The sequence below is a fragment of the Streptomyces liliifuscus genome, from assembly GCF_016598615.1.
Classification (GTDB): Bacteria; Actinomycetota; Actinomycetes; order Streptomycetales; family Streptomycetaceae; genus Streptomyces; species Streptomyces liliifuscus.
On the sequence record NZ_CP066831.1, the window covers coordinates 2,386,728 to 2,407,530 of the forward strand.

Below are 20,803 nucleotides of genomic sequence, written 5' to 3' on the forward strand. Positions count from 1 at the left end.
CGCATCGGCCGCTCACACGAGCCGCCGACACGAACCACCGACCGGAGCGGCCCGCGCCAGCGGCTCACGGCTCACGGCTCACGGCTCACACCAGCTGGTAACCCCGCATGTTCGAGAGCAGCAGATAGCAGTCCTGGAGGGAGCCGGAGGTGTCGCCGAGGGAGCGGTAGATGCCCCACTTGGGGCGTACGCGGTCGGCCAGAAACGTGTCCACGCCCGTGCGGGACGCGTCGACGACCGTCGTCGAGCCGTTCTTCAGGATCCAGCGGACCGAACCGGCCGATCCGTTGCCGACCTTGATCTGGAAGTCGACGTCGATCCACTTGTTGTGCAGGGGTTCGAGGTTCGTGCGGCCGACGAGGATGTCGCTCTCGAAGAGCTTGAGCTCGATGGTCTGCACGCCGTTCACCCGCCGGAGCGACTGCACGACGATCGGCGAACTGCCGGTGCCGGGCTGCTTCATCTGCATGATGTGGGTGAAGGTGGTGGTCGCCTTCAGGGAGCTGGGGATGTACATCGAGTACGTCACCCGCCAGGTCTGGCCCTCGGTCCACTTGAGGTAGTTGCTGCCGGAGCCGTTGCGCAGGCCCGTGACCTCGTGCCGCTGACGGTCCGTCGACGTGTCGCGGTCGACGGTGTGCATGTTGAACCGCCAGTTGTCGCCCGTGGCGAAGATGTGCGGGGAGGCCGCGGGGTGCGAGTCCGCGCGGTCGTCCTCCAGGGTCTCGAAGGCGCCGAGCCCGTTGGTGCGCGCCGACGGGGACCACTTCAGCTGCCAGGACGCGGCGGGAGCCGCGAGGGCGGGTGGACCGACGGCCGCGGCGGCAACGCCGCCCAGTGCCGCGCCGAGCAGGTTCCTTCGTGTGGGGGTCATGGGTCTCTCATTCTTCTCGTCGTCGAGTTTCTGAGTTCACATACGTGCACCCCGTTCACCAACATGCAGAAGAGTCCCGGTACTGACAGGACGCGGTCAATGGTTCGGACCTGCGAACCCGGGTAGGTTTCCAGCCAATCTCCGATTCGCTCGGCGCTCGCACGGGGCCGGAAAGCGGGACAGGAATGCACGACGGCCCGTGATCGTTGACGATGGGAGTACCACCCGACGACTGAAGGATCGAGAGCTCGTGAGCAAGGTCCCCCCGATCATCCTGAACAACGGCGTCGAGATGCCTCAGCTGGGCTTCGGTGTCTGGCAGGTGCCGGACGACGAGGCGGAGCGGGCCGTCGCCACCGCGCTGGAGGCCGGGTACCGCAGCATCGACACTGCGGCGATCTACGGCAACGAAAAGGGCACCGGCAGGGGTCTCGCCGGCTCCGGCGTCGCCCGCAAGGACCTCTTCGTCACCACCAAGCTCTGGAACGCCGACCAGGGATACGACTCGACGCTGCGCGCCTTCGACGCGTCCCTGGAGAAGCTCGGCCTCGACTACGTCGACCTGTACCTCATCCACTGGCCGATGCCGGCCAAGGGGAAGTACATCGACACGTTCAAGGCCTTCGAGAAGCTCTACGCGGACGGCCGCGCCAAGTCGATCGGTGTCTCCAACTTCCTTCCGGAGCACCTGGAGAAGCTGATCGGGGCGACGTCCGTCATTCCGGCCGTCAACCAGATCGAGCTGCACCCGCACCTCCAGCAGCACGCGTCCCGCGAGTACCACGCTGAGCAGGGCATCGCCACGGAGGCCTGGTCCCCGCTCGGTTCGGGCAAGGGCCTTCTTGAAGTCCCGGCCATCGTGGCCATCGCCCAGAAGCACAACCGCACGCCTGCCCAGATCGTCCTGCGCTGGCACATCCAGCTCGGGAACGTGGTGATCCCCAAGTCCGTGACCCCGTCCCGGATCAAGGAGAACATCGACGTCTTCGACTTCTCCCTCGACACCGAGGACATCGCCGCGATCAGCGCGCTCAACGAGGACCGCCGCGTCGGCTCCGACCCGGCCGACGTCAACGACTGACGTCAACGACTGACCGTACGGTCGCACGACCCGCGGCACCGGAAGCCGTCGCCCGACACGCTCGGGCGGCGGCTTCGTCGTGTGTTCGGGGCTTCCCTGCGTCCCGGCCCCCGGCCATCGGGCGACCGGCCGACGGCGGCTCTGCCGACACGGTGTCGTGGATGCGGCGGGCGGGTGAGACAAGGCGCGGCATCCTCGCCGACGGAAGGGGGATCGGTCAGGCTCGCCCGAGTACCCGTTCAGCGAACACACATATGCCCCGTCGATGTCCCCTCGTCCACGTCGATGTCCCCTATACGTCCCATACGTCGGATGCACGTCGCCCCGCCGCGTGACGTCCCCAAGGCCCAGAAGGGTCCTCCCACAGTGCGCACTCGAACACTGACCCTCGCCGCCGCAGCCGCCGGCACCGCGCTCATCGCCGCCGCGGCCCTCCCGGCGGGCGCCGCCCCCGTACAGGCTCCGGAGGGTGCGGTCGCCGCCTCCGACCTGCTCGCCGAGATGACGTCCTGCTCGCAGATCTCGAACGGCAAGTACAGCCTCGACGTCGGGGCACCGGCCACCGTCCCGGTGTGCGGCATGAACGGCGCGGTCTTCTGGAAGGCCGACATGGACATCGACTGCGACGGCCAGGTCACCATCGAGTGCAACAAGCGCACCGATCCGTGGTTCCAGGACCAGACGGCCTTCCACCAGTCCGACGGCAGACCGCTGAACTCCGCGCATCTCCCCTACATCGTGGTACCCGGCCCCAGCGGCATCTGGAACTACACGGGCTCCGGCATCAGGGGCGGCAGCGTGGCGGCGGTGATCCACGGCGACCAGGTCCAGTACGCGGTCGTCGGTGACACCGGCCCCACGAAGATCATCGGCGAGGCCTCGTACGCCGCCGCGCGGGCCCTCGGTATCAATCCCGACCCTGCGACCGGCGGCGCGGCCTCGGGAGTGACGTACATCGTCTTCACCAACTCCCGGGTCTCCCCCATCGAGGACCAGGAAGCGACGGCGTCCCTCGGTGAAGCGCTCGCGGAGCAGTTCCTCGAGGACAACTGAGACGAGCACGACCGAGAAGCCACGCACCAGTGAGTCGACCGGCTGACGGAGGCCGGTCCCGGTCGCGGATTCCGCCGCGGCCGGACCGGCCTCCCGTGTCCCCCGCCTCGGACCGGCGTGGAGCCGCTGCTCAGACCGGCTGGCCGATCGGCCGTACGACGACGGTGTTCACGTCCACCCCGCTCGGCTGCCGGATCGCCCAGACGACCGACTCCGCGAGCTGGTCCGAGGTGAGCAGATGCCCGGGCGGCAGGCTGCCGTAGTTGTCCCAGAACGGTGTCTCCACCCGGCCGGGCGAGATCAGGGTCACGCCCACGCCGTACTCGGTGACCTGCCGCCGGGTGTTCTCGGCGAGCCCGGTCACCGCCCACTTCGTCGCCCCGTAGATGTTGCCGGGCCCGTGGATGTGACCCGCGACGCTGCCGACGAGCACGATCCGCCCCCGCGTCTCCTTCAGCCGGTCGATCGACGCCCGGATCAGCAGCGCGGGGCCGAGCACATTGGTCAGCACCATGTCCCGCCAACCGGCCGGATCGCCCTCGGCGACGGTGTCGTGCGTGGCGTACCCGGCGTTGGCGACGACGGTGTCGAGCCGGCCGAACTCCTTCACCGTCGCCTCGACGGCCGCCTGGACGTGGTCGTAGTCGGCCGCGTCACCCCTGATCGTCAACAGCCCCTCGGGCTTGCCGAGTTGTTCGGCGAACCCGCGCAGCCGTTCCTCCCCGCGCCCCGTCACCGTCACCCGGTGCCCGGCGTCGAGCAGTTGCCGCGCCACGGCCGCGCCGATCCCGCTGCCGCCGCCGGTGATCAACGCCACTGGTGAGTCAGTCATACGTTCCCCCAAGTCGTGTCCGTCACGAAGTGCCCGGAGTCCATCACTTGGAGAGCACTCGATGTCAACACGTCCCGCAGGGTGCCCCGTAAGGGGCGCGGGGAACTGCGCGACCAGCCCCCACGACCCGCACTGTGAACACCAGCCACGGTGCCGTCGCCCTCGGCCGGGTCCCACGCGAAGCGCTAGGCCTTCACCCCGACATACACGGTCATCGCGGCGAGCAGGAACACGTCCGACCGCTGGAACACGCTCGCCTTGTCGTCCGCGTCGAGAAGCCGGTCGAGCAGGGCGAGGTCGTCGGCCTCAAGGCCTTCCGCGAGCCCGGTCCGGCGATGGCCGAGGCTGGTCGCGACAAAGGCACGCCCCTCCTCGGACAGCGGCGCGGGCAGGTCGAGCAGGAACGTACGGGTCGCCGTATGCCGCAAGCCGACGGCCGTCAGCAGTCCGGCCCAGTCCTCGGTCTCCTCGACCGCCCCCGGCAGCTCACGGCGCATCCGCGTGAACCACTCCTGCTCGACCGCGTCCAGCCGGGACTGCAGACCGGGCCGGCCGATGCCGATGTCACGCGGCAGATAACGCGAGGGCAGGCCGCCCTCCAGCAGCGCGAGGACCCCGCCAGGCGCGAGCCGCTCGGCGAATCCGGCGAGGGCGGCCCGCTGGTCGCCGACGTGGTGCAGGGACCTGCTGGCCCAGAGAAGATCGGCCGGGTACTCCAGGTCGCCCAGCCCGTCGCCGAGTTCGGCCTCCAGCGTGCTGAAGCGGTCGGCGAACCCGAGGCGGGCGGCGCGGGCGACGGCCGCTTCCAGGAGGGGCCCGGCTCCGTCGACGGCGACGACCCGTGCCTTGGGAAACGTGTCGGCGAGCAGACAGGAGATGACACCGGGACCGCTGCCCGCGTCCACGATCATCTCGGGTTCCGGCTGCCGCTCCCGCAGCCAGCCCGCCGCCTCCGTGTAGAGCGGTGTGAACAGCTCGGCCTCCTGCTCCAGCATCGGAAGCATCTCGGCGAAGTCGATGTGGGTGTGCGTGTGACCGTGACCCTGTTCCTCGTGCTGCCCGTGGTCGTGTGCCATGGTTCCAAGCCTCTCGTCCGGGATACGGCCAGCGTGCTACCACCTCCCCAAAACAGCCACTCACCTTGCCGGAACAGCAAAGAGTCCCCCACGCCCCCCGAAAGGGGCGCGGGGAACTGCGCATTCTTTTAGGGGCGCGGGGAACTGCGCGACCAGCCGAACTCAGCCCGCGGACGAACAATCAGCTCAGGTGACCCCGCACCAGCGGAAGGTCACAGCGCCGGATACGCGTTCCTCATGAGCTCCTGGAACTGCGCCGAGAACCAGTGCCCGGACAAAGGCGCATTCGCCAGCGCGCCCGACATGTTGTTGTTGTTCCGCGGGTTACCGGTGTACGTCGGGTCGCACATCCGGTCGAAGCCCTTGCCCTCGTCGTTGGGGATCGCGGTGCTCGACCCGTCCGACTCACCCGGCGGCTTCATCCACACGTACGCGTCGATGCCGGTCGCCGGTGAGGCCTGCGGGCGTTCGCCGAGGCCGGCGCCCGACTGGTTGCACCAGTTGCCGAGGTGGATGCGCCGGTCGTAACGGCCCCCGTTGACGTAGGTGTCGACGTTGGTCGTCGCCCCGGGCCCGGTGGGCCTGGCCGTGCCGCCCCAGCCGTTGCGGGAGGTGTCGATCAGCATGCCGATCCCGGAGGGGAAGCCGATCGAGACCAGCTGGCTGCGCATGGCCTGTGCGTACGACTGCTCGTCGACGTACCGGTTCCAGTCGATCCACTTCGACGTACGGACCGACGCGCCGTTGACGGAGTCGTTGATCGTGAAGTGGTTCTCCTTGAGGGCGCTGTAGTTGGCGGTGTTCACGATGAAGCCGTGCACATCGGCGACGGTCGCGCCCTCGGCGGTGGCCGCCTCCTTGAACAGCGCGGCGGAGGGTGCGAAGTTGTCGTCCCAGCCGAGCCAGCCGTGGTGTCCGGCGTCCACGTAGTTGTAGACGTTGGGCGCGTCGCCGAGCTTGTTCAGCGCGTAGCCGACGCCCTTGACGTAGTTGCCGTTCGCCTTCATCGTGTCGCAGTTGGCGGTGGCGGTGGCACGCGGCGAGACGTTCGTGACGAGGTTCGGCAGTGAGTCGATCTCGACGGTCGTGACGATCCGCAGACCCGCGTACTTGCTGTCGGCGAGGATCGCCGCGATCGGGTCGATGTACTGGGTCCTGTACCTGTCGATCTCCGTCGCGCCGAGCTCGCCGTTGGAGGCGAGGGCCGCGCAGTCACGGCCCGGCAGGTTGTAGATGACCAGCTGCACGACCAGTTCGTCGGAGCCCTTCTGCGCCAGCGCCGCGTCCAGGTGGGCGCGCAGGCCCATGCCGCCGTTCACGCCGTTGATGGCGGCGATCCGGTCGAGCCACACGCCGGTGGGCTGGTTGGCGATCCGGCTGCCTCCGGTCTCCGCGGTGGCCTTCGCCTTCCACTCCGGGTTCACGTACACCTTGGCGCCCGCGTACGGGTTGTCGACCTTGGTGCCCGGGCCCGGCGGGTCCGTGGGTCCGGGGCCGCTGCCACCGTCGTCGACGTTGCAGGTCACGCCGTCCAGGGTGAACGTCGTGGGCAGCGCGTTGGTGCCGCTGTAGGTGCCGTTGAAGCCGAAACTGACCGAACTCCCGGTCCCCAGCGTGCCGTTGTAGCTCTCGTTGGCCGCGGTGACTGCGGTGCCGCTCTGGCTGAGCTTCGCGTTCCAGCCGCTGGTGACCTTCTGGTTTCCGGCGTACGACCACTTCACGGCCCAACTCGACTTGGCCGCACTGTTGTTGGTGACCGTGACCGCGGCGGTGAAGCCGGAGTCCCACTGGTTCTGCACCTTGTAGTCGACAGTGCAGGGGATGGCGGCCACGCCGACGTCCGGGGGTATCGCCGCGACGGCGGCGCCCGCGGTGCCGGCGACCAGCGCCATCGCCGCGAGGATTGCTGTTCTGGTACGGCTCATGTGCGGGGTGTCCTATCCGTCGAGGGAGCGCACGCGATCGCGCAGCCCGATGCCGTACGACGGCATGGGAGTGCCGTCGCCATGGGGGATGAGGGTGAGCTCGGAGCACTCCACCGGGCAGGCGGACGCGACTCCCGAAGCCGTGACACGACCGAGGCGCTCGCGGTGTTCATGACAAAGATCCGCGGCGCCGGCCACTAAAAGAGGTAAACGCGGGGGGTGTCGCATGAGCGACTCCTTGCAGTTCTGACGCGCCGTGACGGACGTGTCGACTGATGGAACCGCTCCCACTGGTGCCGAAGAAGGTAGCGCCAAGTGTTGGTAAAGGACAGAGGAGTTGCACTCTTGATCTATCGAATCATTTCGACTCTTCAAGCACCTTGACCCCTTCGACCCTCATCCCCACTATGGGAGCGCTCCCACTGGTTCAAGGCTTGTTGCCCCTCCCCCCATCTCCGAGCCGCATGGAGAGGAACCAGAACATGGCACCCAGACGGAGACGCCGCCTCGCGCGGCGGATGTGGACCGCCGTGGTGGCGGCCCTCGCCCTTCCGTTGACCACACTGGCGACCGGCGTGACCCCCGCTCAGGCGGCGGCCGTCCAGTGCAGCGTCGACTACAAGACGAACGACTGGGGCTCCGGTTTCACCGCCGAGCTCACCCTCACCAACCGCGGCACGGAGGCGATCAGCGGCTGGGCCCTGACGTACGACTACGCGGGCAACCAGCAGCTCAGCAGCGGCTGGAGCGGTACGTGGTCGCAGTCCGGCAGGACGGTCACCGCGAGGAACGCGTCCTGGAACGGGACGATCGGGGTGGGTGCCGCGGTGACGACCGGCGCCCAGTTCACGTACAGCGGCACCAACGCCGCGCCCACGTCCTTCGCGATCAACGGCACGGCCTGCACCGGCGCCCACCAGCCGCCGATCACCGTGCTGACCAGCCCCACCGCGGGCGCGGTCTACTCACAGGGCGCCGCCGTCCCGCTCGCCGCGACCGCCGCGGCCGCGGACAACGCGACGATCAGCAAGGTCGAGTTCTACGACAACACGACCCTGCTGGGCACCGACACCAGCTCGCCGTACTCGCTCTCGGCCTCCGGATTGACCGTGGGAAGTCATTCGCTGCTCGCGAAGGCGTACGACAGCCTGGGCGCGTCGGCGGAGTCCACACCGGTCGGCATCACGGTCGCCTCGGGTCCCGCCGTGGTGGTCTCGCCGACCCAACTGGGCGTCCAGCAGGGCAAGTCGGGCACGTACGACGTGAAGCTCTCGACCCAGCCGTCGGCGAACGTCACAGTGGCGACCGCTCGGGCGAGCGGCAACACGGGTCTGTCCGTCACCGGCGGGGCGTCGCTCACCTTCACGCCGTCGAACTGGAACACCGCCCAGAAGGTGACCGTCACGGCCGCCGCCTCGGGCACCGGTTCGGCGACCTTCGAGTCGACGGCCACCGGGCACGCGAAGGGTGCGGTCACCGTCACGCAGCTCGCCGCGTCGAAGGAGTACGACGCCCGCTTCCTGGAGCTCTACGGGAAGATCACCAACCCGGCGAACGGCTACTTCTCGCCGGAGGGCATCCCGTACCACTCGGTGGAGACGCTGATCGTCGAGGCGCCCGACCACGGCCATGAGACGACGTCGGAGGCGTACAGCTATCTGCTCTGGCTCCAGGCCATGTACGGCAAGGTGACGGGCGACTGGTCGAGGTTCAACGGCGCCTGGGAGATCATGGAGAAGTTCATGATCCCCACGAAGGCCGACCAGCCGACCAACTCGTTCTACAACGCCTCGAAGCCGGCGACCTACGCGCCCGAGCACGACACCCCGAACGAGTATCCGGCGCAGCTCGACACCGGTGTGTCGGTCGGCCCCGACCCGATCGCCGCCGAGCTGAAGAGCGCGTACGGCACGGACGACATCTACGGCATGCACTGGCTGCAGGACGTCGACAACGTCTACGGGTACGGCAATTCGCCCGGCAAGTGCGAGGCGGGTCCGACGGACTCCGGTCCCTCGTACATCAACACGTTCCAGCGCGGATCGCAGGAGTCGGTGTGGGAGACAGTGCCACAGCCGACGTGCGACGCCTTCAAGTACGGCGGCACGAACGGGTACTTGGACCTGTTCACCAAGGACGCCGCGTACGCCAGGCAGTGGAAGTTCACCAACGCCCCCGACGCCGACGCGCGGGCCGTGCAGGCCGCGTACTGGGCCGACATCTGGGCCAAGCAGCAGGGCAACGGCTCCGCCGTCACGGCGACCGTCGGCAAGGCCGCGAAGATGGGCGACTACCTCCGCTACTCCATGTACGACAAGTACTTCAAGAAAATCGGCAACTGCGTGGGACCGTCGACCTGCCCGGCCGGCACCGGCAAGGACGCCTCGCACTACCTCCTGAACTGGTACTACGCGTGGGGCGGCGCCACCGACACCTCGGCGGGCTGGGCCTGGCGCATCGGCTCCAGCCACACCCACGGCGGCTACCAGAACCCACTCGCCGCGTACGCGCTCAGCTCGTACGCCGACCTGAAGCCCAAGTCGGCCACAGGGCAGGCGGACTGGGCCAAGTCCCTCGACCGGCAGCTGGAGTTCTACCGCTGGCTGCAGTCCAGCGAGGGGGCCATCGCGGGCGGCGCGACCAACAGCTGGCAGGGGCGTTATGCGACGCCGCCCTCCGGGACGCCGACCTTCTACGGCATGTTCTACGACGAGAAGCCCGTCTACCACGACCCGCCGTCCAACCAGTGGTTCGGCTTCCAGGCGTGGTCGATGGAGCGGGTCGCCGAGTACTACCAGCAGACGGGTGACGCCGATGCCAAGGTCGTCCTCGACAAGTGGGTCGACTGGGCGCTGGCCAACACCACGGTCAACCCCGACGGCTCCTTCCGTATCCCCAACACGCTCCGGTGGTCGGGCAAGCCGGACACCTGGAACGCGTCAAGTCCCGGCGCCAATACGGGACTTCACGTCACCGTCGCCGACTACACGGACGACGTCGGCGTGGCGGCCGCGTACGCCAAGACCCTGACGTACTACGCCGACCGCTCCGGTGACACACAGGCCGGAACCACGGCCAAGGCGCTGCTCGACGGCATGTGGAAGAACAACCAGGACGCGCTGGGCATCGCGGTCCCGGAGACCCGCGCCGACTACAACCGCTTCGACGACGGCGTGTACGTCCCGAGCGGCTGGAGCGGCAGGATGCCGAACGGGGACACGATCAACTCGTCGTCGACCTTCGACTCGATTCGTTCCTTCTACGAGGACGATCCGGCCTGGTCGAAGATCGAGGCGTATCTCGCGGGCGGGGCCGCGCCCTCGTTCACGTATCACCGGTTCTGGGCCCAGGCGGATATCGCTCTCGCGATGGGCTCGTACGCGGAGCTTCTCGAATAGCCCCGTTGTTGCTCCGCGTGGCGCTCCGCGGGTCGGGCGGTACGAAGGCTGCGGGCCTGATGTGGCTGGTCGCGCAGTTCCCCGCGCCCCCAAAGGGCGCGGGGCGCCCAGAGCTTCGCGTGCGCCGGGTCGGACGGCCCCCACCCCACCGGGGGCCGTCCGGTCCACACGCGCCCTACGCGTCTTCGTCCCCCCACGCAAGGAGAGGGTCACCGTGCGAAGAACCCCCGTCCTGACCGCCGTGCTCGGGCTCGCGGCCGGGCTGCTCGCGGGTGTGCCGCCCGCGCTGGCCGCGCAGCCCGTCGAGAGGGCCGCGCCTTCGGCGTCCGTCGCCGCCGACACGTACACCTGGAAGAACGCGCGCATCGACGGCGGCGGGTTCGTCCCCGGCATCGTCTTCAACCGGTCCGAGAAGAACCTCGCGTACGCCCGGACCGACATCGGCGGCGCCTACCGCTGGCAGGAGTCGTCGAAGAGCTGGACCCCGCTGCTCGACTCGGTGGGCTGGGACCGCTGGGGCCACACCGGTGTCGTGAGCCTGGCCTCCGACTCGGTGGCGCCGAGCAAGGTGTACGCGGCCGTCGGGACGTACACGAACAGCTGGGATCCCGGGAACGGGGCCGTGCTCAGGTCCTCCGACCGGGGAGCGACCTGGCAGAAGGCCGATCTGCCGTTCAAGCTGGGCGGCAACATGCCCGGACGCGGCATGGGCGAACGGCTCGCTGTCGACCCCCACAGGAACAGCGTGTTGTATCTGGGCGCCCCGAGCGGCAAGGGACTGTGGCGGTCCACGGACTCGGGCGCCTCCTGGTCGCAGGTGACGAACTTCCCGAACGTCGGCAACTACGTGCAGGATCCGACCGACACGAGCGGGTACGCCTCCGACAACCAGGGCATCGCCTGGGTGACCTTCGACGAGTCGACCGGCACGGGCACCAATGCCACCGGGACCATCTATGTCGGTGTCGCCGACAAGGACAACGCCGTCTACCGCTCCACCGACGCGGGCGCGACCTGGTCCCGTCTCGCCGGACAGCCCACGGGATACCTGGCCCACAAGGGGGTCCTGGACGCGACGAACGGCTACCTCTACCTCGCGTACAGCGACAAGGGCGGGCCGTACGACGGCGGCAAGGGCCGGCTGTGGCGGTACGCGACGGCGACCGGTACCTGGACGGACATCAGCCCGGTCGCGGAGGCCGACACCTACTACGGCTTCAGCGGACTGACGGTCGACAGGCAGAAGCCGGGCACGGTCATGGCGACGGCATACAGCTCCTGGTGGCCCGACACACAGATCTTCCGCTCCACGAACAGCGGGGGCACCTGGACCAAGGCCTGGGACTACACGTCGTACCCCAACCGCTCGAACCGCTACACGATGGACGTCTCGTCCTCGCCGTGGCTGAGCTGGGGCGCCAATCCGTCGCCGCCCGAGCAGAGCCCCAAACTGGGCTGGATGACCGAGGCGTTGGAGATCGATCCGTTCAACTCGGCCCGGATGATGTACGGGACGGGCGCGACGGTCTACGGCACCGAGAACCTGGGCCAGTGGGACAGCGGCGGCCAGTTCACCATCAAGCCGATGGTGCAGGGTCTGGAGGAGACGGCCGTGAACGACCTGGCCGCTCCCCCGTCCGGCGGGGCCCAACTCCTCAGCGCGCTGGGCGACATCGGCGGCTTCCGGCACACGGATCTCACCAAGGTCCCCTCGATGATGTTCACTTCGCCGAACTTCACCACGACGACGAGCCTCGACTTCGCGGAGTCCAACCCGGGCACGGTCGTGCGGGCCGGCAATCTCGACTCGGGTCCGCATGTGGCGTTCTCCACGGACAACGGCGCCAACTGGTTCGCGGGGACCGACCCTTCGGGTGTGAGCGGCGGCGGCACGGTCGCGGCGGCGTCCGACGGCAGCCGGTTCGTGTGGAGTCCGGAGGGCGCGGGCGTGCACCACGCGACGGGCTTCGGCACCTCGTGGTCGGCCTCGACCGGCATTCCGGCCGGTGCGATCGTCGAGTCGGACCGGGTCGACCCGAAGACCTTCTACGGCTTCAAGTCGGGCAGGTTCTACGTCAGTTCGGACGGCGGAGTCTCCTTCACGGCCTCGTCCGCGACCGGGCTGCCGAGCGGCGACAGCGTGCGGTTCAAGGCGCTGCCCGGTACGAAGGGTGACGTGTGGCTGGCGGGCGGCGCTAGCGACGGCGCGTACGGGCTGTGGCACTCCACGGACGGCGGCGCGACCTTCACCAAGCTGTCGGGCGTCGAGCAGGCCGACACGATCGGCTTCGGCAAGGCCGCGGCCGGCGCCTCCTACCAGACCCTCTACACGAGCGCGAAGATCGGCGGCGTACGCGGCATCTTCCGCTCCACGGACAAGGGCGCGACCTGGACACGCATCAACGACGACGCACACCAGTGGGGTTGGACGGGCGCGGCCATCACCGGTGATCCGCGCGTCTACGGGCGTGTGTACGTGTCGACGAACGGCCGGGGTGTCGTCTACGGCGACTCGTCGGACTCGGACGGCGGAGGCGGGGGCGGTACGGATCCGACGCCGACCGGCGCCTGCGCGGTGACGTACAAGATCACGAACCAGTGGTCGGGCGGCTTCCAGGCGGACGTACAGCTCAACAACACCGGCTCGACCAACTGGAACGGCTGGGCACTTGGCTGGTCCTTCCCCAACGGCCAGAGCGTCAGCCAGGCCTGGAACACCGAGCACACCCAGTCCGGAGCGGCGGTCACGATGAAGAACCTGGGCTGGAACGCGAACGTGGCGCCCGGCTCGTCGGTGAGCTTCGGATTCACGGGGAGCTGGTCGGGGACGAACGGGAAACCGACGGCATTCAAACTCGGCGACCAGTCCTGCACGGTGACCTGACAACCGGGCCGGACGAACGGGAGGGCGCGGGCCGGGCAAGGCCCGCGCCCTCCTTGCGTACTCGACGGCTGCGGGCATCGTGGTCGACGGCTGCAGGCATCGATTGTTCACATCACAACCAAGTCACCATCCATTCACATCCCTCACACTTTCTTCACTCCTCCCGTTACGGTCATTCCTCCACAACCCCGGGGGGAACCATGTCTTTCGGACCACCGCCGTCCACGCCTCCGCAGCCGCAGTGGGGCCCGCCTCCCCAGCAGCCGCCGGCGCCTCCCCGTCCGGGCTGGGCGCGCAAGCGCATCGTGATCCCCGCGGCAGCCGCCCTGTTGCTCGTCGGCGCCGGCATCGGAGCATCCGGCGGAGAGGACTCCGGCAAAGAGGCGTCCGCGCGGCCGACCGTCACGGTGACCGCCGGTGCGGCCGAGCTGAAAGCCGACGCCGAACCGGCACCGGAGGTCACGGTCACCGAAACGGTCACCGAAACGAAGACCGTCACGGCGAAGCCGTCGAAGAAGCCTGAGCCGAAGGTCGCCACCATCCCCGGCGAGGGAACCTTCGTCGTCGGGGACGACATCAAGGCAGGCACCTACAAGACGGCGGGCGCGGAGGACTCGGTGATCCCGAACTGCTACTGGGCGCGACTGAAGGGCACGTCGGGCGACTTCGAGGACATCATCACCAACGGCAACGTCGAGGGCCCCACCACGATCACCATCGCCGGCAGCGACGGGGCGTTCCAGTCCACCGGCTGCAAGACGTGGAAGAAGGTCGGCTGACGGGCCGTATGCGAGTTCGGCGGCCGTCCCACGGGCTCGGACGGCCGCCCCTTCATCTCACCCTGGAACCCGTTTCAGCAGGTCACGGTGTGTAGACCGCCGGCCTGGGGGCCGTCGGCATGCCGTTGCCGATGAAGAAGCTCGGGTGCGGCGGCTGGTTGTAGGCGGTGTTCTGCCAGGCGATGCCCGTGCGGTACATCGTGTCGTGGAGAAGAGTCGTGATCTTCGTGGCGGTCTCGTTCGGGGTGGAGTAGACGCGCAGGGCGGTGTTGTCACCGGTCGCCCAGACGACCTCCTCGCGCCAGTCGCCGAAGAGGTCGCCGGACAGCGCCGGGGTCGCCTTCGTGCCGTTGTTGGAGTGGACCGAGGCGCCGGTCAGCAGACGGGTCTCGCCGGACGTGCCGTACTTGTCGATGCGGGTGCCGTCGAGGAGTTCGCGGGTGGTGTCCCCGTCCCACCAGGACAGGAAGTTGACCGAGGACGGCTCGCGGCCCTTGGTGGCGCCGGACTCGTCGCGGATGTTCGTGTCGGAGGCGGACCACAGCTCGGCGCCGTCGTTGCCGGCGTAGATGTCCCCGGCCCCTCCCCTGCCGTTGTCGCAGCAGGCGGCGAGCTGCCAGCGAACCGCGCCGCTCGCGGGGTTGATGTACAACTCGGCGGGCTGGGAGGTGGATTCGGAGACCTTGAAGTACTCCAGGCCCGACGTCCCCGGGTCGAGGTCGCCCAGGTGCTGGGCGTCGCCGTGCCCGGTCCTCGTGGTCCACAGGCCGTTGCCGTTGTCGTCGACGGCCATCGCCCCGTAGACGATCTCGTCCTTGCCGTCGTTGTCGACGTCCCCCACGGACAGACTGTGCGAACCCTGGCCGTCGAACCCCTTGCCGCTGTTGGTCGAGGAGTTGGTGTCGAAGGTCCAGCGCCGCGTGAACGCCCCGTTGCGCCAGTCCCAGGCCGCGATCACCGAACGCGTGTAGTAGCCGCGCGCCATGATGAGCGAGGGCCGGGCGCCGTCCAGATAGGCGGTACCGGCGAGGAACCGGTCCACACGGTTGCCGTACGAGTCGCCCCACGAGGAGACCGTGCCGCGCGCCGGGACGTAGTCGACGCTCTGCATCGCCCTGCCCGTCTGGCCGTTGAACATGGTCAGGTACTCGGGCCCGGCGAGGACGTATCCACTGGAGTTGCGGTGGTCGGCGGAGGCGCTGCCGATGACCGCGCCCGTTCCGTCGACCGTGGCGTCGGCGGTCTTCGCGGCCACCTCGGCCTTGCCGTCGCCGTCGTAGTCGTACACCTGGAACTGTGTGTAGTGCGCGCCCGAGCGGATGTTCCGCCCCAGGTCGATGCGCCACAGCCGGGTGCCGTCGAGCTTGACGCCGTCGATGATCGTGTTGCCGGTGTAGCCGGACTGGGAGTTGTCCTTGGCGTTCGTCGGCTGCCACTTCAGGACGAAGTCGAGCGCGCCGTCGCCGTCGAGATCGCCGACGGAGGCGTCGTTGGCCTCGTAGGTGTACGCGACACCGTCCGGGGTGGTGCCGCCCGCGGGCGGGGTGATCGGCACGTCCTTGTATCCGGTACGGAACTGGATCGCGTGGACCGAGTCGCCCTGCTCCACGCCGCCCACGACCGCGCGGACCGTGTAGTCGGCCTGGGCGGGCGCGCCCGCGTGGAAGTAGTTCGTCGAGCCGGTGACCGGGGTCGGGTTGACCTTCGTACCCGCCCGGTAGACGTTGAACGACACGTCGTTCGGGTCGGTGCCGAGCCAACGCCAGCTGACGAGGTTGCCGGCGTCCGTATGGACGCTGACCACACCCCGATCGAGCTTCTCGACCTGGCGCGCGGTCGCGGCATGCGCCGGGGTCGCGGTGAGCGAGGTGAGACCTGCGGCGGCGAGGGCGCCGGCGACGACGGTGGTCAGGAGGAGCCTGGTTCTGCTGCTGCGTCTGCGTTGCGGGTGCTGCACGGTGACGTACCTCCCTGGGAGGGGCAGACGGGTTCTGCTACCTCAGTTGCCGCTGGAGGCACGGGAGTTGCCGCAATTCGGCAAGCGCTCTCTATGTGTCGTGCGTGCGGGATTCGTTGTACGCAGGAGATACGTCGTACGTGCGGGACAGCGCGGCGACCGTCCCGGCGACGCGGTCGCGCAACTCGGCCGGTTCCAGCACCTCCACGCCCGCTCCGAGACGCAGGAATTCACCGTGTGCGTGGTCGACGGACTCGATGGGGACGGTGGCCACGGTCCAACCCCGCGGGTCCGTACGGCCGTTGGCCCGCACCGCGTCGCCGGCCGGGCCGGTGAGACGGACGCCCGGGGCGAGCCGGACCACCGCCTCGGCCCGGTACAGCCGGTCGTGGAAGTCCCTCTGGTACGCCGTCCAGTACGCGGCGAGGTCGAAGTCGTCGGGGCGGGTGAACTCCTCGCCGGACGCGGCCAGTTCGAGGATCTGGTCGACGCGGAACGTACGCGGCCCGGGTCCCGCGACGACGTACCAGCGGCCCGCCTTGAGGACGAGTCCGTACGGTTCGAGGCGGCGCTCCACGTCGGTGGGCTCTCGCCAGCGGCGGTACAGGACGTTCAGGACGCGGCTGTTCCAGACGGCGTCGGCAACGGCCGGGAGGTACGGAGCTCCCCCGCTGTCGGTGTCGGCGTACCAGCCGGGCGCGTCGAGGTGGAAGCGGCCGCTGATGCGGTCGGCGTGCTCGCGCAGTTCGCGAGGGAGGGCGGCGCGCACCTTGAGCTGGGCGGCGGCGAGGACGGGGCCGAGGCCCAGCTCGGCGGCGGGGCCGGGCGCGCCCGCGAGGAACAGGGCCTCCGCCTCGCCCGCGGTGAGGCCGGTGAGGCGGGTGCGGTAGCCGTCGAGGAGGCGGTAGCCGCCCGCGTGCCCGGCATCGCCGTACAGCGGGATGCCTGCGGCGCTCAGTGCCTCGACGTCCCGGTAGACCGTGCGCACCGAGACCTCCAGCTCCTCGGCGAGGTCGGCGGCGGTCATCCGGCCCCGGGTCTGGAGGAGCAGGATGATCGAGACGAGCCGGGCTGATTTCACCTCTCCAGAATGTCAGGCTTCACTGACAGAAGGTGTCAGTGAAGCGGCCATAGCGTCCTCTCATGACCTCCAAGACCCCCGGCACTTCCAAGACCTCCGCGACCTCCGGCATCTCCCGGAACTTCGCGGAGAAGCTGCTGACCGTGCCGCCGCCCATCGAGGTGGCGGGGCGGCGGATCAAGCGCTACCACGTGACCGCCGACCCGGCGGGCATCGCACCCGACGTCCAGGAGGCGGCGTACGCGATGCTGCCGAAGCTGCTGCCGGAGGCGGACGGCACACCGCCCGTGACGTTCGTCGTGCTGCACCGAGGCGGCGACGACGGTGCCTATCTGAACGCGTACAGCTGGGTGTGGGACAACGTCCTGCACTTCAAGGGTGCCTCGGCGGGCCAGCCGGTGCTCGGCTGTCCGGACCGCGACCCGACGCACTTCATCGCCCCCGACCTGCCGTGGATCGGCTGTGTCTGGGAGCTGCCGCCGATCCTGCACGAACGCGACGCCTGGGTACGGCACATCCTCGCGCCCGACGTCCCCGACCTCGACGCCTATATGGCCGACTGCCTGCCCGAGGGCACGACTGGAGACCGCTCATGAGCGCGCCGCACGACTTCGACTTCTTCGTCGGCGAGTGGGACGTGGCCCACCGCCGCCGCACCGACTTCCTGGACGCCGGGAGCGACTGGGAGGAGTTCCCGGCCACGAACCGCTGCTGGAGCCTCTTCGACGGGGCCGGCAACATCGACGAGATGGACGTGCCCGGCCAGGGCTGGAAGGGGCTGACCCTGCGCCTGCGCGACCGGGAGACCGGGCAGTGGTCGCTGAACTGGTCCAGCAGTCGCAGCGGCCGGCTGTTCCCGCCCGTGATCGGCCGATTCACGGACGGGCGGGGCGAGTTCTACGGCGACGACACGCACGACGGCAAGGACGTGCGTGTGCGATTCGTGTGGTCGGGCATCTCATCGACCACGGCCCGCTGGGAGCAGGCGTTCTCAGTGGACGGAGAGAAGACATGGCTGACCAACTGGGTCATGGACTTCACACGCCGGGACCCGGCGGGCTCAACGCCGGACCCGGTTTCCGGAACGCCCGCAGCTTGAACTTCGGGTCGGGGCGCGGGACATGCTGGTCCGGGAGCTGTTCCAGGCGTTGGGCGAGTTTCTCGGTGAGGGGCGCGCCCGGCGGCAGCAGCGTGTACCAGCCGCGCCGTACGTCGGCGGCGGCCCGCGCCGGAGCCCGGCCCTGGCCGAAGCCGCGGAAGCACGCCCGTCCCGCCGGGATCAGGGCGTGCCGGTCGGCGAACGACCCCACGAGGTCGTCGCGGTCACGGGCCGCGCGGCGCGGGCGCGGGGCCATCACGGCGTCGATGTCGCTGCGGACGTCGTGCGAGGCGGCCTTGTCGACGGTCGTGACGAAGACGCCGCCGGGCCTCAGCACCCGGGCCGCCTCGGCGACGACACGCTCCGCGTCGTCCAGCAGATGCAGCAGCCAGACGGCGGTGACAGCCCCGAACGAGGCGTCGGGAAAAGGGAGTTGGCGGGTGTCCGCGAGAACCACCCGGCCGGGTACGCGCTCGGCGGCCCGCCGCAGCATGCCGTACGCCGCGTCGACGCCCGCCACGTCGAGACCCGTCGCCGCGAGCTGGCGCGTCACGATGCCGGTGCCGCACGCGATGTCGAGGAGGTTGCCCGTGCCCTCGGGGATCAGTCCGAGTACGGCGCTCGCGGCCGCGGCGGCACGGGGTTCGCCGCCGCGGGACACGTCGTACCGCTCGGCCTCCTCGTCGTAGTCGAACACCAGCGGGCTCAATGTGCGCCGTGCCCGGCGGAGAGCTCCTCGACCCGGCGGGCCAGGTCGAAGTCCAGCTCGGTGACGGCTCCGCCCACGCTGTGTGTGTTCACGGTGAGGGAGACGGTGTGGTAACCGAGCGTGAGGTCGGAGTGGTGGTCCAGCTCGTCCTGCACCTGGGCGATGTGCACGACCAGCGCGGCTGCCGCGAAGTGCGAGCCGAGCTGATAGGAGCGGGCGATCCGGTCTCCGTCCAGGGACCAGCCGGGCAGCTCCGCGAGCCGGTCCTCGATCTCCTTCTGCGACAGCGGTGCAGGGGGCATGATCGCGCTCCTTCCGTGACGTCCGGATCTCTTCAGCCTGCCACAGTCCGGCCGTCCCGTCCCTGGTCAGGCGCGTCCGGCGCAAGGGGCGGGGTAGGCATTCGGCCGCCGGGCCGCTCATCGACTCCCGGGCGGCGGATCGACTACGGTCGGTACATGACCGCCGCCGCGTCCGCCTCCCCGTCCGCTGCCACGTCCACCGGCGCGTCCGCCTCCCCGTCCACCGGCGCGTCCAGTACCTCGTCCGCCGTCACATCCACCGGCGCGTCCACCGCCCGCTCCGTCTCGGGGGCCGGGGGCGCCTCCGGCGTCGACAAGGGTGTCGGTCCGCTGCTGCGCGGCTGGCGGGAGCAGCGCCGGGTCAGCCAGCTGGAGCTGGCCCTGCGGGCCGGGTCGTCGGCGCGGCACATCAGCTTCGTCGAGACGGGCCGCTCCCGGCCGAGCGAGGAGATGGTACTGCGGCTGGCCGAGCACCTGGACGTACCCGTGCGGGACCGCAACGCCCTTCTGCTGGCGGCCGGTTACGCGCCCCGCTATCCCGAGACCCCGCTCGACGATCCGGCGCTGGACGCGTTGCGCGAGGGCGTGGAGCGGCTGATCCAGGGCTACGAGCCCTATCCGGCGTTCGTGGTGGACGCGACGTACAACGTGGTCGCCGCCAACCGGGGCATCGCGATGCTGCTCGACACCGTCCCCGAGCACCTCCTCGCCCCTCCGCTGAACGCGATGCGACTGACGCTGCACCCGGAGGGTCTGGCGCCGAGGATCCGCAATCTGCGGGAGTGGCGCGGCCATCTGCTGGCCCAGATGGAGCGGGACATCGCCCTGCGCCGTTCCGAGCCGCTGCGCGCGCTGTACGAGGAGGTGGCGGCGTATCCGTATCCGTCGGAGGGTTCTTCGGAAGGCTCCTCGGAGGGCTCTCCCGAGAGCGGGAGCGGGAGCGACGAGGGGATCGGGGAGACCGTCCCCTATTTCGCCCTGCCGATGCAGATCGAGCACGACGGACGGGTGCTGTCCTTCATCTCGTCCATCTCCACGTTCAACACGCCCATGGACGTGACCGTCGCCGAGCTGGCCATCGAGACACTGCTCCCGGCCGACCCCGCGACGGTCAAGTACCTTCAGTCACTGATGTCCTGAGGTTCGGTCAGCGCTCGCAGCGCCACGTACTGCGCCAGGGCGAATCCCGCAACGGTCAGTGCCTGCAAGGGAATCCACACCGCTCCGGCGGTGCTCGGCGACAGCCACACGGCGAGCGCGACGAAACTCAGCACCGCCCAGGCGAGGTTGATCTCGATCACGGCCCGTACCGGTAGGACCGGCGGCCGGCGGTGCGAGGCCAGCCAGGCGACGCCGGCCGCGTACACCGTGAGAACCAGGCCGAGTACGAGCAGCAGGCCCGGGCCGACATCGAGCAGCCGCCCCAGCGGTCCGGACGCGACGAGGTAGGCGACGCCGTTCACCCCGGTCACCGCCGCGTCGAGCGCCAGGAAGCGGCGCAGCATGGTCTGCGGCTCGGTGGTACGGGCCAGGGCGGCGAAGTGGGTTGCGGACATGGCGGATCACCCTCCGTCGAGGTCGTGGCGAACTGGTGGGACCCGGTTTCCGGACCGGAGTGCGCCGCCCCGGAAACCGGTACACCCACCATGGCGTGCGCCCCGGGTGACGGTCGATTACCGCTGAGGTAATGACAACGCCCCGGATCAGGTGAGGGTTGAGCGGGAACATGGCACACTTCTCGCCATGCTCGGCG

The 20,803-nt window shown here is 69.4% G+C and carries 17 protein-coding genes; 8 read left to right on the forward strand and 9 right to left on the reverse strand.

The window, feature by feature from the left end:
* Window positions 1-85: 85 nt before the first annotated feature.
* On the reverse strand, window positions 86-874 hold the full coding sequence (locus tag JEQ17_RS10155; protein WP_200394932.1) for a heparin lyase I family protein: 789 nt from the start codon (window positions 872-874) through the stop codon (window positions 86-88).
* A gap of 292 nt (window positions 875-1,166) precedes the next feature.
* On the opposite strand from JEQ17_RS10155, the gene JEQ17_RS10160 reads away from it, so the two are divergent.
* Together JEQ17_RS10160 and JEQ17_RS10165 are read left to right on the forward strand one after the other, a co-directional pair.
* The gene (locus JEQ17_RS10160; RefSeq protein WP_200401414.1) at window positions 1,167-1,955 is read left to right on the forward strand and encodes an aldo/keto reductase; all 789 of its coding nucleotides are present in this window, start codon (window positions 1,167-1,169) and stop codon (window positions 1,953-1,955) included.
* Between the two features lie 366 nt (window positions 1,956-2,321).
* Window positions 2,322-3,008 (forward strand): glycoside hydrolase family 75 protein, encoded by a 687-nt coding sequence (locus tag JEQ17_RS10165; RefSeq protein WP_200394933.1) that lies wholly within the window; start codon window positions 2,322-2,324, stop codon window positions 3,006-3,008.
* A 130-nt stretch (window positions 3,009-3,138) separates the two neighbouring features.
* Here JEQ17_RS10165 and JEQ17_RS10170 read toward each other — a convergent pair whose 3' ends face one another.
* From JEQ17_RS10170 to JEQ17_RS10180, 3 genes are all read right to left on the reverse strand, one after another.
* Window positions 3,139-3,840 carry an SDR family oxidoreductase gene (locus tag JEQ17_RS10170; protein WP_200394934.1) on the reverse strand — a complete coding sequence of 234 codons (702 nt, stop codon included), beginning with the start codon at window positions 3,838-3,840 and terminating at the stop codon, window positions 3,139-3,141.
* A 185-nt stretch (window positions 3,841-4,025) separates the two neighbouring features.
* Window positions 4,026-4,916, reverse strand: coding sequence for a class I SAM-dependent methyltransferase (locus JEQ17_RS10175; protein WP_200394935.1), 891 nt, complete (start codon window positions 4,914-4,916; stop codon window positions 4,026-4,028).
* A gap of 212 nt (window positions 4,917-5,128) precedes the next feature.
* Window positions 5,129-6,841 carry a glycoside hydrolase family 6 protein gene (locus JEQ17_RS10180; RefSeq protein ID WP_200394936.1) on the reverse strand — a complete coding sequence of 571 codons (1,713 nt, stop codon included), beginning with the start codon at window positions 6,839-6,841 and terminating at the stop codon, window positions 5,129-5,131.
* A gap of 482 nt (window positions 6,842-7,323) precedes the next feature.
* On the opposite strand from JEQ17_RS10180, the gene JEQ17_RS10185 reads away from it, so the two are divergent.
* The 3 genes from JEQ17_RS10185 (at window position 7,324) to JEQ17_RS10195 (ending at window position 13,902) form a co-directional block, all read left to right on the forward strand.
* On the forward strand, window positions 7,324-10,239 hold the full coding sequence (locus JEQ17_RS10185; RefSeq protein ID WP_200394937.1) for a glycoside hydrolase family 48 protein: 2,916 nt from the start codon (window positions 7,324-7,326) through the stop codon (window positions 10,237-10,239).
* Window positions 10,240-10,453: 214 nt separating this feature from the next.
* On the forward strand, window positions 10,454-13,123 hold the full coding sequence (locus JEQ17_RS10190) for a cellulose binding domain-containing protein (protein WP_200394938.1): 2,670 nt from the start codon (window positions 10,454-10,456) through the stop codon (window positions 13,121-13,123).
* A gap of 200 nt (window positions 13,124-13,323) precedes the next feature.
* Complete coding sequence (locus JEQ17_RS10195) at window positions 13,324-13,902, forward strand: hypothetical protein (RefSeq protein WP_200394939.1); 579 nt, start codon at window positions 13,324-13,326, stop codon at window positions 13,900-13,902.
* Between the two features lie 82 nt (window positions 13,903-13,984).
* On the opposite strand, the gene JEQ17_RS10200 is transcribed toward JEQ17_RS10195, so the two are convergent.
* Together JEQ17_RS10200 and JEQ17_RS10205 are read right to left on the reverse strand one after the other, a co-directional pair.
* Window positions 13,985-15,859 carry a rhamnogalacturonan lyase gene (locus JEQ17_RS10200; RefSeq protein WP_200394940.1) on the reverse strand — a complete coding sequence of 625 codons (1,875 nt, stop codon included), beginning with the start codon at window positions 15,857-15,859 and terminating at the stop codon, window positions 13,985-13,987.
* Between the two features lie 91 nt (window positions 15,860-15,950).
* Window positions 15,951-16,940 carry a helix-turn-helix transcriptional regulator gene (locus tag JEQ17_RS10205; protein ID WP_200394941.1) on the reverse strand — a complete coding sequence of 330 codons (990 nt, stop codon included), beginning with the start codon at window positions 16,938-16,940 and terminating at the stop codon, window positions 15,951-15,953.
* A 62-nt stretch (window positions 16,941-17,002) separates the two neighbouring features.
* Here JEQ17_RS10205 and JEQ17_RS10210 point away from each other — a divergent pair, with 62 nt between their 5' ends.
* Entirely contained in the window at window positions 17,003-17,536 is a 534-nt protein-coding gene (locus tag JEQ17_RS10210) for a hypothetical protein (protein WP_234048141.1), read from the forward strand.
* Window positions 17,533-18,039 carry a hypothetical protein gene (locus JEQ17_RS10215; protein ID WP_200394942.1) on the forward strand — a complete coding sequence of 169 codons (507 nt, stop codon included), beginning with the start codon at window positions 17,533-17,535 and terminating at the stop codon, window positions 18,037-18,039. The genes JEQ17_RS10210 and JEQ17_RS10215 overlap by 4 nt, the downstream gene beginning before the upstream one ends.
* Here JEQ17_RS10215 and JEQ17_RS10220 read toward each other — a convergent pair.
* Both JEQ17_RS10220 and JEQ17_RS10225 read right to left on the reverse strand, forming a co-directional pair.
* Window positions 17,978-18,736 (reverse strand): class I SAM-dependent methyltransferase, encoded by a 759-nt coding sequence (locus JEQ17_RS10220; RefSeq protein WP_200394943.1) that lies wholly within the window; start codon window positions 18,734-18,736, stop codon window positions 17,978-17,980. The two genes, JEQ17_RS10215 and JEQ17_RS10220, sit on opposite strands and share 62 nt — an antisense overlap.
* Before the next feature lie 8 nt (window positions 18,737-18,744).
* The gene (locus JEQ17_RS10225) at window positions 18,745-19,050 is read right to left on the reverse strand and encodes a 4a-hydroxytetrahydrobiopterin dehydratase (protein ID WP_200394944.1); all 306 of its coding nucleotides are present in this window, start codon (window positions 19,048-19,050) and stop codon (window positions 18,745-18,747) included.
* 156 nt (window positions 19,051-19,206) lie between these two features.
* Here JEQ17_RS10225 and JEQ17_RS10230 point away from each other — a divergent pair, with 156 nt between their 5' ends.
* Window positions 19,207-20,190 (forward strand): helix-turn-helix domain-containing protein, encoded by a 984-nt coding sequence (locus JEQ17_RS10230; protein WP_200394945.1) that lies wholly within the window; start codon window positions 19,207-19,209, stop codon window positions 20,188-20,190.
* Here the strand turns inward: JEQ17_RS10230 and JEQ17_RS10235 are convergent.
* Window positions 20,172-20,606, reverse strand: coding sequence for a hypothetical protein (locus tag JEQ17_RS10235; protein ID WP_200394946.1), 435 nt, complete (start codon window positions 20,604-20,606; stop codon window positions 20,172-20,174). The genes JEQ17_RS10230 and JEQ17_RS10235 overlap by 19 nt on opposite strands.
* Window positions 20,607-20,803 lie beyond the last annotated feature (197 nt).

Coding starts and splice junctions, on each gene's coding strand:
- JEQ17_RS10170 (WP_200394934.1), bottom strand. CDS start 3,840: ATGACTGACTCACCAGTGGCGTTGATCACCGGCGGCGGCAGCGGGATC.
- JEQ17_RS10185 (WP_200394937.1), top strand. CDS start 7,324: ATGGCACCCAGACGGAGACGCCGCCTCGCGCGGCGGATGTGGACCGCC.
- JEQ17_RS10235 (WP_200394946.1), bottom strand. CDS start 20,606: ATGTCCGCAACCCACTTCGCCGCCCTGGCCCGTACCACCGAGCCGCAG.
- JEQ17_RS10155 (WP_200394932.1), bottom strand. CDS start 874: ATGACCCCCACACGAAGGAACCTGCTCGGCGCGGCACTGGGCGGCGTT.
- JEQ17_RS10230 (WP_200394945.1), top strand. CDS start 19,207: ATGACCGCCGCCGCGTCCGCCTCCCCGTCCGCTGCCACGTCCACCGGC.
- JEQ17_RS10175 (WP_200394935.1), bottom strand. CDS start 4,916: ATGGCACACGACCACGGGCAGCACGAGGAACAGGGTCACGGTCACACG.
- JEQ17_RS10210 (WP_234048141.1), top strand. CDS start 17,003: ATGACCTCCAAGACCCCCGGCACTTCCAAGACCTCCGCGACCTCCGGC.
- JEQ17_RS10195 (WP_200394939.1), top strand. CDS start 13,324: ATGTCTTTCGGACCACCGCCGTCCACGCCTCCGCAGCCGCAGTGGGGC.
- JEQ17_RS10180 (WP_200394936.1), bottom strand. CDS start 6,841: ATGAGCCGTACCAGAACAGCAATCCTCGCGGCGATGGCGCTGGTCGCC.
- JEQ17_RS10160 (WP_200401414.1), top strand. CDS start 1,167: ATGCCTCAGCTGGGCTTCGGTGTCTGGCAGGTGCCGGACGACGAGGCG.
- JEQ17_RS10215 (WP_200394942.1), top strand. CDS start 17,533: ATGAGCGCGCCGCACGACTTCGACTTCTTCGTCGGCGAGTGGGACGTG.
- JEQ17_RS10225 (WP_200394944.1), bottom strand. CDS start 19,050: ATGCCCCCTGCACCGCTGTCGCAGAAGGAGATCGAGGACCGGCTCGCG.